At 61.8% G+C, this 13617-nt stretch carries 11 protein-coding genes; 3 read left to right on the top strand and 8 right to left on the bottom strand.

All coding sequences use genetic code 11. The features are described 5' to 3' along the window. The first annotated feature begins 48 nt into the window (after positions 1-48). The 3 genes from OMP43_RS19390 to OMP43_RS19380 all read left to right on the top strand — a co-directional run bounded on the left by OMP43_RS19390 (position 49) and on the right by OMP43_RS19380 (position 2834). Positions 49-795 carry a hypothetical protein gene (locus OMP43_RS19390; protein WP_280281197.1) on the top strand — a complete coding sequence of 249 codons (747 nt, stop codon included), beginning with the start codon at positions 49-51 and terminating at the stop codon, positions 793-795. 65 nt (positions 796-860) lie between these two features. Further along, positions 861-2534, top strand: a complete 1674-nt coding sequence (locus OMP43_RS19385) for a hypothetical protein (protein ID WP_280281196.1) — start codon at positions 861-863, stop codon at positions 2532-2534. A gap of 135 nt (positions 2535-2669) precedes the next feature. Further along, positions 2670-2834, top strand: a complete 165-nt coding sequence (locus tag OMP43_RS19380; RefSeq protein WP_179188076.1) for a hypothetical protein — start codon at positions 2670-2672, stop codon at positions 2832-2834. Between the two features lie 9 nt (positions 2835-2843). Here the strand turns inward: OMP43_RS19380 and OMP43_RS19375 are convergent, their stop codons facing one another. The 8 genes from OMP43_RS19375 to OMP43_RS19340 all read right to left on the bottom strand — a co-directional run bounded on the left by OMP43_RS19375 (position 2844) and on the right by OMP43_RS19340 (position 13280). After that, positions 2844-4790, bottom strand: a complete 1947-nt coding sequence (locus tag OMP43_RS19375; protein WP_280281194.1) for a hypothetical protein — start codon at positions 4788-4790, stop codon at positions 2844-2846. Between the two features lie 447 nt (positions 4791-5237). Further along, positions 5238-6215 carry an alpha/beta fold hydrolase gene (locus OMP43_RS19370; protein ID WP_280281193.1) on the bottom strand — a complete coding sequence of 326 codons (978 nt, stop codon included), beginning with the start codon at positions 6213-6215 and terminating at the stop codon, positions 5238-5240. Between the two features lie 63 nt (positions 6216-6278). Further along, positions 6279-6866 carry a hypothetical protein gene (locus OMP43_RS19365; RefSeq protein ID WP_280281192.1) on the bottom strand — a complete coding sequence of 196 codons (588 nt, stop codon included), beginning with the start codon at positions 6864-6866 and terminating at the stop codon, positions 6279-6281. 205 nt (positions 6867-7071) lie between these two features. Further along, positions 7072-7266: a hypothetical protein gene (locus OMP43_RS19360; protein WP_280281191.1), complete on the bottom strand. Its 195-nt coding sequence runs from the start codon at positions 7264-7266 to the stop codon at positions 7072-7074. Positions 7267-7338: 72 nt separating this feature from the next. Further along, on the bottom strand, positions 7339-9231 hold the full coding sequence (locus tag OMP43_RS19355; RefSeq protein WP_280281190.1) for a hypothetical protein: 1893 nt from the start codon (positions 9229-9231) through the stop codon (positions 7339-7341). Positions 9232-9248: 17 nt separating this feature from the next. After that, positions 9249-9788, bottom strand: a complete 540-nt coding sequence (locus tag OMP43_RS19350; RefSeq protein ID WP_280281188.1) for a hypothetical protein — start codon at positions 9786-9788, stop codon at positions 9249-9251. A gap of 205 nt (positions 9789-9993) precedes the next feature. Further along, on the bottom strand, positions 9994-12141 hold the full coding sequence (locus tag OMP43_RS19345) for a peptidase domain-containing ABC transporter (RefSeq protein WP_280281187.1): 2148 nt from the start codon (positions 12139-12141) through the stop codon (positions 9994-9996). Next, positions 12138-13280, bottom strand: a complete 1143-nt coding sequence (locus OMP43_RS19340; protein ID WP_280281186.1) for an HlyD family efflux transporter periplasmic adaptor subunit — start codon at positions 13278-13280, stop codon at positions 12138-12140. Before OMP43_RS19340 ends, OMP43_RS19345 begins: the two co-directional genes overlap by 4 nt. Positions 13281-13617: the final 337 nt, after the last annotated feature.

Raw genomic sequence — 13617 nt, 5'->3', positions numbered from 1 at the left:
GGCTGGTTTCATAAGAACCGGCCGAAACTTAATCATGGGGATCCTATCGTGAGAGTGCTGAGTGCATATGAGATCAATTTGGTGGCCGGCGGTTGGGGCACCGGCAGGGAAGACGAGCGTCAGAAAGAGAATGAAATCGTGGTAACCGGTCATCGGGACGGTTTCGACTTCGGAGAACGATACGACCCCATCGGTGACACTTGGGAAACCTTCTTCCCCGAGAACGACAGCGGCGAGTATTTCGGTGGCGGGGGCGGCCAGTCGGCGGCCAGCGGCAATGGGCTTACCGACGAACAGCGGGATGACGCCCTCACGGTGATCGAATCCGCCCGCGCGCTGCTGCAGCAGGCGATCGAGAAATATGGCGCCGGGACAATGGCCGATATCAACGGCAGGATCCTGCCCGCCTGGGAGCTTCTCGAGCATCTCGGTACCTTGATGAACGTGCTTCAGGCCGGAAATCTGATCTGGAGCCTGGAGAACGGAACCAAGGGCCTGGCGGACGCGATCGGCTTCATCGCGGCGATTGCCGCGGTCGGCGTGGCAGGTGAGCTCGGCATAGGCGTTGGTGCCGCGGCGCTTTTGGGCGTTGCGGTCGAGAAGCTCGTCGTGAGCGGTTCGATGCAAGTGAATGCCGTCACGGGCACGGTAACGGAAATAGTCCGCGAAGAGATTGACGAGGTTGTCCAGAACAACCCGGGGCCCGACTTCAATCCCATGGACCCCGATGCCTGGTTCGATGGCCTCTTTGGGATACCGCATCAGGACCGCCCGGTGCTCGCCCCTCTCCCCTGATGGAATAGCGCAGCCGAGCGAACGCGAGTTCGCTCGGCCTGTGATTGTGTGGATGCGATATAGCCATGCCTGACAAGTTTACGGCACTCGCGGGTTTGGTTGCGGGGCTATTGCCATTTTCCGGCGGTCAGGACGTTGACGCGGGGCGGTCGGGTACGTGGCTTTCCGGCGATGTCGTGACGGTGCGCATGGATACCGATGGGCCGGCGGACATGAGCTCGCTTCGTCTGATATTGCCGACGGGCAAGCTCTACGAAGATGTCGGATCCTGTGGCAGCTCGCACCTCTTCGAGCATCTCGTGGGGCGCAGCATTGCGCTGAGAGATGCGGAGCTGGCGAAGTTCGGCTACCGCGTGGACGGGTTTACGGGCCCCGGCAGGATAGTGATCTCGATCGATGTCGGTGGCGGCCTCGAGGGCGTACGCGCCGCGGCAATGGCGCTTTCGGAAGCGGTCGCCCGTCCCCTCGCCACGCCGGCGGATGTTGCGGCCGAGCGGCGCGCAATAGCGAGCGAGGGGGTCGCGTCCGCGGCCGCGGGGCCGATGGCTGCCCTGGCTTCCTTCGTGCCGATTGAGCGGCGAGAGGTGCTGCTTGGCCATTGTGGAGCGAAGGCGGGGCAGGCCGGCCTGCCAAAGCTGCCTCCCTTCGCCGGCGCGCCGCAGCTGTTTGTCTGGAGCAAGTTTCCCGAGGCTGCGCTTCGAACTGCCATGATACCCATCAGAATTCCTGGCGCCGCCCGAAAGGACGCGCCTCTCGGCTGGACGGGGACACGCGCCGAGGACGCAGCTGCTCGAAGCGACCTGGCGGCCGCCAGCGCCATCACATTGTTCGCGACCTCCGCGCACCGTGTCACACCGGAGATCTACCGGGGATATTTGCTGCTCCTGGCCTATGCCGCCGATGGACATCGCGGAATGCGCGTTGCCGTCACGAGCCTCGACGAGAATAGCTTGCTCGGCAGCCTGGAAACACCGGAGGCGACTCCCCTGGCGTCGCGCATCCTGGAAAGCGCAAGGGCGCTCGCCGACGGCCGCGCCGATCCTCGGAGGGTCGCAAGGGTCGATACGAGCGTGCGCGACGGCCTCTGTCGGCGCGTGGCGGCCGCAAGGCAGATGCCGCCGCCGCTCATCGCTCGGCGGATGGCGCTTGCTCCGTCGGCGAGACTGGAGGACGAGTTGGCGAGGATGCAATGCAGCGGGAGCCAGTCGCCCGGCGATGCGGAGCAGGTCGCCAAAGCCGGAGCGACGCATTTCCTGAACTATGCGTTGTTGCGTGGCGGCCTGTCCGCGGCGCCGCCCATGAGCCCGACTCCGCCATATGTCGTCCGCACCGTTCGCCTGTGCACATCGGCGGACGCTGGCATGGCGGCCGCGGCGATCGGGCCCGCCGCGCTGATCGTGCAGCGGCAACTTGGATATGCGTTGCGCTTCAACTACGGGAGCGTCAGGCGGCTGACGGTCGCTCCGCAGCCTGAGGCCGGCAGGGCGTGCCTTGGACTGACCTTCGAGGGAGAGACTCTGGCGCCAGCTCTCACCGATGCCGCAGTGGAGCAATGGGTTCGCGGGACCGGGAGGAAGGATTTCAGCACGCAATTTTGCTTCGACGTGCGGAGCGGTGCCGGCGGCGATCGCCCGACGCAATTGGAGAAGTTCGCTCAAATGACGTCGTCCGAGTGCATCGACGCGATCAAGCGGATAAATCCGGAGCGCATGCTCGCTGCCATGAAGCTGGAGAAATAGCAGGTGTTCCGCCGCCCTCGCTGCCCGAACTGTCGCCGCCCGCTTTCGCTCCTGGAGAGCTACCGGGCGCGCGTATCCCGATTTCCCTGCCCCGGCTGCGGAGCCTCGATAAAGATCCCCGCTGCAAGGCAGTTCGTGCTCGCCGTACCGCTTTTCCTGGTCTTTCGAACGATCTCGAATGCCGATTGGGATCTGTTCGCCAGGGTGGGCGTCATCCTTGCCCTGGCGGCGCTCGTCATCGTCATCGAATATCTTACGGTTTCGATGATCACCTATCGACGCGGAGACCTGGGATCGTGATCAGATTCTTCATTGTGAGCGCTCATCGATCCATTTTTCGAGAACCTCATCGGCCATGGGGTGGAGCAGCGCCAACTTGTGCGTCGCCTTTATGATCCGGCGCTGGCTATTCGGTCGTAGCGGCAGCGGAATGTCATCGGGGATGGACGACCTGTCCCAGCTTCCGAAAATGAACAGAGCCGGCCTTCTGGAATTCCGCTGGTTCGCCAGGGTCGCGATTGCTCGATTGAACTGGTTTCGGTTGGCATCGGTCACGCCGATAGTCGCTGCCTCCCATTGGCGCTGATAGGCAATGTTCACGGTGTCGAAGGGCGAATCATTGTCCACCCATTGTTCGGGCGGCCGCGATCGCAGATATGGAACGCCGGCCAGGAAGCCGCCGCGTCGCGCTCCGACGACAGCCTCGAGCGCCATTGCCGGCAAGGCTCCGAAGCTTTCGCCATGGACGATCAGGGGGCGACCGGGGAAGGCTCGATCGAGATAGCGGCGGAGCGTCGCGGCGTCGCGCGCAAAGGCGTGGACACCGTCGCGGCGTAGCCGTGTCGCGGTATCGACGCCGGATCCGGCGGAGCCGCTATAGTTGGGAAGGATAACGGACCAGCCGTGCGTCAGATAGCTCCGGGTGGCGGAGAGGCGGATCGCGTCCGTGGCGATGTTCGATGGGCCGCCCTGGAAGACGACCGCAACGCCCCGGGGCGTCGGCGGATCAATGCGCACGAACGCAAGGGGGCGATCGGTGGCGCCGATCGTTCCAACGGCAAGGCGCGTGGGGGAAGACTGCGCGCGATCGCACCGATATTCGATCGGACGGCCACCCGCGCGGCCAGTGAGCCGATACCCCCGAAATGCCGTGCGGAGCAGCGCGACATGGTCTCCGGCAGGATCCGCCGCGGCGGCCACGAGTTCCAGGCCCGGATCCTCCGAGCGTGCCCGAGAGACAGCGGCCGCGAGGGGAGCGAGGTCATGCCCGTTGGCCGATGTGACCCGGGTTGGAGAAAAATAGCCGAGGAGCCGATCATCCCGGGCGCTCGCCACCGGTTGCGCGAATGGGCGGGACCGCCTTTCTCGCCATCCTTTTGGGGCTTCGGCCGCAGTCCACCCGAGATCCGATAGAACCGCTGCGCCCGATTGTGTGCGCGATAGCGTGGCGCGCTTCAGGAAGGCACGCGACAAGGGGATGAAGCGCCGTCCGCGGGCACTGAATGCGCTGGCGTCGAGCGTGTCCGGATCAAAGCTGACAGCCGTGACGGTCCCATCGGCCCCAAGGGCTGTCTTGAGTATCAGGGACCGGGGTGCATCCTTTGCGTTGGCGCTGAAATAGGCGCTGGCCAGCCGGATCGCCTCGATATCGGCGGTGCGCGAATTGGTCGTGCCGGATGCCGTCAGCGTGATTGCCGCGCCGCGCGAGAGTTCGGCGCGCCCGGCGAAGCGTGCCGTCGTGCCATCGTTCCCGAAATCCAGCGCGACCAGCGTCTTGCGGTTCTCGGCGACGAACAGCGTCGCATCGCGCTCACCCCAGGAGACGGGGCGAGCGCCATCGAAACCTTCGCCCGAGAAAAAGCAGCGGTCCGCCAGGCCATGGTCGCGCACGCACCTGGTATCCAGCGTGAGAAAGCTCCGTGATCTTGGCACGAGCGAGTAGGGCAGAAGCTCGCTGTCGGTAAAAACCAGAAAGCGGCCGGTCGGGGAGAATGCTACCGCATCCCTGCCACATAACTGCTCGACTCCCCCTGAATAGGTGCCGATGGTCGTGGCGCTCAACTTCATGAAGGGAGTAGTGTCCACGCCGGTTTGTGATCCGGCGTGGTCACCGACAAATGTCCCGCCGAACATGCAGCCGATGGCAATGGCTCGGAAGTGCCTGGCTCGTAAGTGCATCGGATGGGACCGCTGTTCGTCAAGGGGTGGCTGATACAGTGCAGGGAGCGGAGGATTCAGAATCTCGTTAAGCTTCATGCCGGGGCTGCAACTCAGTCCAGGCCGGTCCAGCCGCTCAGACCGTTGAGTATGCTGATGGGCAATGCTCACGGTGTCGAAGGGCGGTTCATTGTCCACCCATTGTTCGGGTGGCCGCGATCGCAGATATGGAAAGCTGGCCAGGAAGCCGCCGCGCCGCGCTCTGTCGACAGCCTCGAGCGCCTTTCGCCATGAACGACCAGCGAGTGACATGTTATGTGTCGGTGATCAATGTAATAGCATGTGGAGGTCATGGTGAAAAAATTAATGATCAATATATTGATGATAGTCGTAGGAGTTTCGATGTTTGTCGGAATAGATATTGCTAGAAATAATCTTCATTTTCCAGATTTAAGATATATTTTTATATGCATTATTATTGTGTCAATAATATTAATAGTTAGTGGTCGCACAAAGTGAGATTTTTGTAGTAAATTTATATACAAACTACTGAATTTGTGTATGTTTAATTCTGGGATTTTTAAGTATGTAGGATGATATTATTCTCGGTATTTCGTCGGGAATATCTTTTGCTCTGTCGAGGCTGGCGGCTATGTTTTCTAGCCTGTCATCGGCCTTCACCGATCGTAATTGGTGGCCGATGTTGGGGAGTATGACCAATGTTGATGCGCGATTTGCCTTGTGTAGGGCCACGGCGTCGCTGCTAAAGACTTGGAGGTCTTGCTTGCCCTGCAGAATCATCACCGGCCGCTGGATGCCCGCGAGGAGCGTGCGTGGATCGGAGTGGGACTCCTCAATTAGATAGCGCTGACGTGCGTGCGAGAATGCTGTCCGGATGGCGGGAGGAGCTGTTCCAACATCCACCAGTTGCCCTTTGGCATTGCGTGTCAACAGGCTGTCGACGAATGCCTTGCTAGGCGTATCGAGCCAGGATTTCTTAATCTGCTCGCGAAGCAAGGCGAGCATGGGCCGACCCGGGCTCGCCAATAATATCAAGCCGCAAACATCTTTGCGCCGTGTGGCGACTAAAAGAGACACTAGGCCGCCTTCACTGTGTCCGATGAGCCATAGGCATTGTGCGCCTGTCTTGGCCCGAACGAGGTTGATCTCTCGCTCGGCATCGTCAACCAGCATTGAGAATGGGCAGGTTTGGCTCGCGCAATGGTCGCCGGGGCGGGGGTCGAGTAACCGGCGTTTGTCGAATCGGGCTACGGAAACTCCCTTTCGGACGAGTGCTTCTGCCAGAAACCTGTAGGTGCTCGCGCCAATATGGGGGCCTCGATTGCCGTCTCGATCGAGGTCTCCCATGCCGCCAACGATCAAGGCCACCGGCGCGGAAGCGGCGGCGGCGGTGTTGAGTATGCCACTGATCTGTTGATCCGGGACCGCAAGGAGTGTCCCCGGAGCGGATTGCTCGGCATTCGGGAGAGCTGCCATGAGAAGCAGGGGAAGCGTGAACTTCATCGGAGCCCCTAATCAGTAGAAATGGGCGCGCGGTTTGGATGGGCGCGCCCACAATATACGAGTTTAGTCGTGGTTACGCATTTCCTCGGGTGTCGGCCACTTCGAGGGATGGCTGACGAACGAATGGCCGTTCTCGATATATTGCTTGGCGATGGATTCGAAGACTGCCTCCTCGATTGCATTTTCATACGCGTCGGTTAGCGACTTCCCCGCCACCCCGGCGACGAGTCCGGCCACTCGGGGGTCCGTTATGACGCGAGCAATAAGCGCATCAGCTGCTGCCAGTTCGGGCGCAAGCAGGCCGGCGCCAATAGTGATCGCCCACTTGATCGCCTCGGTCGTTTGGCCGGCTACGTGACGTAGAACTTTGAGCTCGCTGTGGGTTAGCTTCGAGGTTACGACGATCTCATTTGGATCTTGGGTAGCTGCGCCTGCGCCTGCGCCCGCTGCTAGGTCTGCCGGGTCGCCGGGATAGTAGTTGTTCCCTTGGCCGAAATCGGGGAATGCATGCCCCAAGGAGATAGGCGCGGTAACGACAATAGCGTTCCCGCGATCGCTGGAACCGTTTTCCTTGTAGAACCCGAATATGTCTTGGGATGAGCCCCATCCTCCGGCGATAAGCTCGATCTCATGGCTAGTAAGCATCCGCATCTGTAATTGCCCTATGAAATATGTACGAAACGATTCGTACTATTGATATAGCCATCTGGAATGTTTCATGAGCATGACTCGGGTAGAATCATTATTCAATGCCTCAGACTATTCAGTATAATTGTGGTTTGAATCGCTATTTTTATGCGATTTATCGCGGTATATTCTTCAATAATGGTTTAGCTATTGGATTTTTGCTTCAGCGTCACTCGCTCGCGACGGCCTGCAGCGCAGGTTGCTCACCGTCGCCGGCCATGAGCAGAACCCGGCCATCGGCCACCATGCAGACACGATGCGCCGCCGCGATCGATTGGGTCCGGTGCGCGATCATCACCCGGGTGATGTTGAGCGCGGAAAGCGAGGCAGCACCTTTGCTTCCGTCTTTCGGGTCGAGATGCACGCCGCCTCCGTCGATGGGCGATATCTTCGGCCGCCCATGGGGTGCGCGCATTCCGCATCTGCGCCCATCGCATTATGGTGTAGGGCAGGGCGAGCCTCCATCCGTGACCTGTGGCGGTTGCTTGCTCCCTTCGAGCGAGGCCATCCAGCGATCGACCTCCCCGTTCAACTCGTCGCTTTCGGCGAACCTATGCGTGGCCTGGACAGTGAGGATGCGGGTGTTCGCGCAATAGGCATGCGGAAGATCGCCGGGCCGCGATGCGCGATCGAGGGATCCGAACAGGAAGAAGGCCGGGCGGCTGGGATCGCGTCCCTTGGCCAGTTCCGAAAGGGCTGCGTTGAACGCGGCGCGGTTTCCGTCGGATACGCCGATGGTTGCGCGCTCGAAGACGGGCTGGCGATTGAGGTCCCCAGCGAAGAGTTCCTCCGTCTGGAGCCACTCCGTTGCCGGACGGGACTTGAGATAGGGTACCATGCCGACGAGGCCGCCCGCCCGTCCCCGCATCAGGCCGTCGAGCGCGATCGCGGAGCCGGCGCCGAAGCTCTCGCCATGCGCGATGACGGGAAGGCGGGGATAGGTGGCATCGATGTACCGGGCGATCGCCTGCGCATCCTGTCGCAAGGCGTCCGGGCCCTTCGCCTTCAAGCGCGTCGAGACCTCCACTCCCGAGCCCACCGTCCCGCTATACCCGGCCAGCAGCACCGCCCAGCCGCGCGCGAGATACTGGCGAACCAACTTATTGTCCGTCTCGTTGGCCGGGTCGCCGGTCGGGCCGCCTCGGAAGAATGCGACGACGCCCCTCGGCGCGGAGGGGCTCAGTTCGATCAGCCCTAGCGGCCATTGCGGAGAACCCGCCTGGACGATGCGAATGGCGGCTGGCGATGCCGATTCCGCCTTGCCGCATTCATGCCGCAGCGCGTGGCCGCGGATGGAGGCATGAAACGACGCCGAGCCGTCGAGATTTTTGAGAACGAGCGCATAGTTGCCGCGCTCGTCGGCGGACAAGCGCCACAGCATTGCGCTAGGCCGATCCCGCAGCAGTTGCATGATCGCGGATTGCGCCCGGCGAGATTTGTCGCCGCCGACGGAGAATCGAACATTTCGTAGCGCATAGGAGCCGAGCAGTTGCCCGGACCGGCTCGAGATCAACGCCCTGGAGAAGAGCGGCATGTCGACTGCGCGCCATGCCTTTCCGTGTCGCATGAACTGGACGCCCAGGCCCGACACGTGCCACGTGCCGCCCGGGCCGTGGGAGAAGGCGCCGAATTTGAGGAATGGTGCCGGCATCGGGAGCGCCGCCGTTTCTCCATCGATCCGGACCATGCCGCCCAATGTCGGATTGTCGTGACGGATCGATGCGAAATGTCTTCCGTCGACAAGCAGTTGTATCGTCGTCTCGGGCGTTGCCTTGTCCCAGATCGTCCTGCCTGCGGCCCGTCTGGCCGCCTCCAGCAGCGCAGGATCGCGAAGGAGCGGCGTCGCGGGATCGAAGCCGCTCAGCACGGCGCCCAGGGCCTTTCCCATTGGGACACGGCGCATGAAGGGCATCCACAGCGGGTTGGCGTTGCGGGCGACGCGTAGCTCGACGAGATTCTCCAGATTTTCGGCAAGAACCAGGCTTTCGTCGCCGAGCCCCCAGGAGACCGGGCGAGGCGGTCGCAGCCCTTCGATTGTTGTCATGCAACCATCCGTCATGCCGTGCGCCGCAATGCAGGGCGTGCTTGCAATGACGAGTCGCTGCGAGTTTGGGACAAGCGTCGTTGCGCTGAACTCTGCCCGACTGAACACAAGATAAGACGCTGTCGGCGATAAGCCGACAGCGTCCATATCGCAGAGATTCTTCACACCGCCGGGATAGGTGCCCAAGGTCTTTCCGGTGAGCGTCATATAATCGGATTGTGGAGCGCTCTCCTGATGCGTGCCTGAGTAGAAAGACACCAAGGAAGCTAATGTGAAGAATATCATTGGGTCGCCATGGAGTACTATGAGGAGAGTCTGTAGTCTACTTGACCATCGGTAACCCACCAGTGCCCCTGATTGTCTTTGAAAAACTCTGTATCTGCTGCGCGGTTTCCGTTGGTATCTGCGAATATCCTGCCATCATGTGTCTTCCAGATGATCCAATCGTGATCAAAGCCGAGGGCCTTGTTGAAATTGCTCGCCTTGTGATCTATGGTGATCGCAATCTTCTGCTTATCGAATGAAGCGTCCACTGCCGCTTCGCGTGCGTGCCAGTCCTTCTTGGCTTCCAGCGCCTTGTCGATCAGCCATCTTGCGTTTTCTGCTCCGAGCTCCAGAATTTGACTGATGTCCCTCCCGCCGCCGGCACGAAGATCCGCCGGATCGCCCGGATAGTAATTCCCCGTATCGGGGCCGGCATGCCCGCCGGGAATGGGTGCCGTAACGGTGATGCGGCCATAATCTTTGGAAGAGCCGTCTTCCTTATAGAAACCGAATATGTCCTGGGATGAACCCCATCCTCCGGCGATCAGCTCGATCTCATGGCTGGTAAGCATCCGCATTGGTGAGTGTCCTATGATTTATGCACGAGGAGATTCGTGTTATTGATATAGTAATTAGGAATGTTTCTTGAACATTACTTTGATAGAATCATTATTCAATATTTATGACTCGCCAGTATGAGCGTGGCTTAGATTGCTATTTAAATGCAATTTATCGCAGTAGATTATTCCATAAGGATTTGGCTATTGGTTCTTTGCTTCAGCGTCACTCGCCCGCAACGGCTTGCAGCGCAGGTTGCTCACCGTCGCCGGCCATGAGCAGAACCCTGCCATCGGCCACCATGTAGACACGATGCGCCGCCGCGATCGATTGGGTCCGGTGCGCGATCATCACCCGCGTGATGTTGAGCGCGGAAAGCGAGGCCAGCACCTTCGCCTCCGTCTCCGGATCGAGATGCGCCGTGCCCTCGTCGATGAACAATATCTTCGGCTGCCCATAGAGCGCGCGCGCCAGCAGGACCCGCTGCTTCTGCCCGCCCGACAACACCGATCCCATGTCGCCCACCAGCGTGTCGTAGCCCAGCGGCATTCGCTTGATGTCGTCATGGATGCAGGCGCGCCGCGCGGCGTCCTCCACCCGCTCCATGTCGATATCATTGTCGAAGAAGGCGATGTTCTGCGCGAGCGAGCCGGCATAGAGCGCGTCGTCCTGGGCGACGGAACCGATGCTCTGGCGATAGGCCTGCTTGCCGAACGTCGTGATGGACCGCCCGCCGACCTGGATGGTGCCATGATTGGCGTCGAACAGGCCCATCAGGATCTTCATCAAGGTGGTCTTGCCGCCGCCCGACGGGCCGACAATGGCGATCATCTCGCCCGGATCGATCTGGATCGAAGCGCCTTTCAGCACGTCCGGCTCGCCCATGCCGTATCGGTACCAGATATTATGCGCCGCGATCGGCCGCGAGAAATCGGGGGCATCGCCGATCCGGTCATCCTCCTTCGGCGTCAGGGCGATGTCGGCGATGCGGGCAAGGTGGACCTGGACGATCTTGAGGTTCAGCCCCTGCTCGACCAGGCGCATGCCGGCGCCGAGGAACTGCTGCTTATAGGCGCTGAACGCGAAGATCATGCCGAGCGTCAGCTTCGCGTCCAGGGCGAGCGTGATCGCGACGAGGACGAAGAGCACGCCCTCGAGGTCGAGGACCAGCTTGCCGATCGCGTCGAACCCGGCGGTCAGGCGGCCGAGCCGGATCTGCGCGTTGACCGCGTCCGCCTTGCTCTGCTGCCAGAGGCGCTGGCGCTCGCCCTCGCGGCCGAATGCCTTGATCGCGGCGATGCCGCGCACGGACTCGATGAAGACGCTGTTCTCGCGCGCGGCAGTCGAGATGGCGTCGATGTTGCGCAGCTGCATCGCTTTCAGGAACAGCAGCCGGACCACGACATAGAGGCCGAGCGCCACGATCGCGATGGCGCCGAGGATGGGCGAATACACGAACATCAGGATCAGCGTCAGCAGGCCCATCACGCCGTCGACCAGGCCCGCGATCAGGCCCTGGCTCAGCAGGCTGGTGATCGGCGCGGTCGAGCTGAAGCGCTGGATGACATCGCCGACATGGCGCTTCTCGAACCAGGGCAGCGGCAGCCGCATCAGGTGGCGGAAGAGATTGATCACGACCTGATAGGACAGGGCGTTGCCGAGATTGACCAGAATGACCGCGCGAAGCCAGCTCGCGAGGAAGCTGACGATGGCGACGCCCGCGAAGCCGAGCGCGAGCACGCCGAGCAGATCGCGATCGGAAGCGGGAAAGACCGTGTCGATCGATACCTGCAGGAAGAACGGGCTGGCGAGCACGGCGAGCTGAAGCACGAGCGACAACAGGATCACGTTGCGCATCGCCTGCCAGAAGCCGGTCATCGAGGACCAGAGCTGTCCGATCCGCAGGGGCGGGGCGCTCTGCTTCGGCTTGAAGGACTCGGCCTGGAGCAGTTCGATGGCGACGCCGGTGAAGCTGCGCGACATCTCCTCGCGGCCAAGCGTCAATGCGCCGCGGGCCGGGTCATGGACATGGTATCGCCGCCCGCCGACGCCGTCGCTGATGCGGGTGAGGACCACGAAATGGTTCAGGTTCCAGTGGAGTATCGCCGGGAGCTTCAGCTGCCCCAGTTCCTCGATCTCGCCGCGGAGCGGCCGGGCGTTGAAGCCGATGGCTTCCGCGACGAGCATGAGCTGCTTGAGGGTAGCCCCCTTCAGCGATAGCGCGAAGCGCTGGCGGAGCTCGATGAGGTCGGTCTTGAAACCATGATGGCCGGCGATCATCGCCAGGCAGGCAAGCGCGCACTCGCTGGCCTCGCTTTGCGCGATCAGGGGCGTGCGCCGCGCGCCGCCCAGTTGCAGCAGCTCGATGCTCATGCGGTCCTGCGCGAAATGGCGTGGAGCGGCTTGAGCAGCCAGTCGAGGAAGCTCTGGCGCTCGAGGATGATGGTCGCCTCCAGGGCCATGCCCGGCTGGAGGGGGATGTTCTCGCCAAAGGCATTGATGGCCTGGCGATCCAATCCGACGGTGACGCGATAGACGGGTTCCTCGAGCTTGACCGGCAGGTCGACTTCCCGGGGATCGATTACGATCCGCGAGATTGCCTGGATCTTGCCGGCAAAGGATCCGAACCGCTGATAGGGAAAGGCATCGTAGAGGATGCGCGTTTCCTGGCCGGCGTGCACGAAGCCGATGGCGCGCGTCGGGGCGAAGAGTTCCGCCTTGAGCGCCGTGTCGGTGGGTATGATGGTCAGCAATGGCGCCTGGGCGGGGGCCAGTTTCCCAACTCCGGCCTGGATGGCGGTTACTCTGCCGCTGATCGGCGCCGTGATGACATAGGCGCGCTCGCCTTCCATCTGCGCGCGCTGTTGCGACAGGGACTGGAGCGCTGCGCGGATTTCCGATTCTCCCCGCGCGGAATCCGCCGCGATGCCCGCAAGCTGGGTGCGCGCCGTACCCGCGTCGGCCCGTTTCTGGGCCAGCTGCTGTCGAAGGCCGGCCAGGTTCTGCTGCGAGACGATGAGATTCTGGCGGCGGCGCTCCATCTCCACCTTGCTGACGAAGCCGCGCTCGACGACCTTGGCGATCTGGTCGAACATCGACTGGTTCGATCGGACCACTTCCTCCTGCAGCTGGATCTGGCCCTCGATGTCGCGCGCCTGCAGCGACGCCGTGGACATCGCCGCCGCGAGCCGCTCGCGGTCCGCGGCTCCGCGGCGGGCGTTGAGGGCGATCTGCTCGCGTGCAAGGGACTGGCGGATGTCCAGGCTGGCTATGCCATCCGCCATGACGGCGCCGCCCGCGGCCGCATGCCGGTCCAGGGCGATCACCGCCAGTCGGTCGCCCTTGCGAACCACGGTGCCTTCCCGCACCGCGAGCTCGGCGACAATGCCCGGGGCCGGCGCGGCGACCTTGGCGGAGGGGCTCTCGGTAACCAATATCCCGCGCACGGTTTCGGTGCGGGCATAGGAGCCGAGCGTCACCCAGGCGATCGCGGCGGCTGCGATCGCAACCATGGTTGTCGCCAGGAGCGAGACCGAAACCGATTGGTTGAGGATGACTTCGCCTTGCAGTCCCTGGCGGCGATGCTCGGAAACTTCCGGTCTGAACAGGGCGGGCTCTGTCGGCATGTTCTGCTCGCGCAACTCCACGGCGTGCGGCCGAGGTCAGGCGCACGGCGATAAATAGATTTTCAAGGATAAAAACAGTTTCCTCGGAAGGGGCGGATAGTGTAGGGCGAGATTGGATGTCAACACGAAGCTAATGGTTTCCGGGGTGATGGATGGAGATAATCAATCGCTCCAATTCGGAGTAATATGTAACAATAACTACACAAATAATTTGTCGCATATT

The organism is Sphingomonas sp. CBMAI 2297 (genome assembly GCF_029870595.1).
Classification (GTDB): Bacteria; Pseudomonadota; Alphaproteobacteria; order Sphingomonadales; family Sphingomonadaceae; genus Sphingomonas.
Note: the sequence above shows the minus strand (reverse complement) of the source record. Positions and strands in the feature narration are given on the sequence as shown.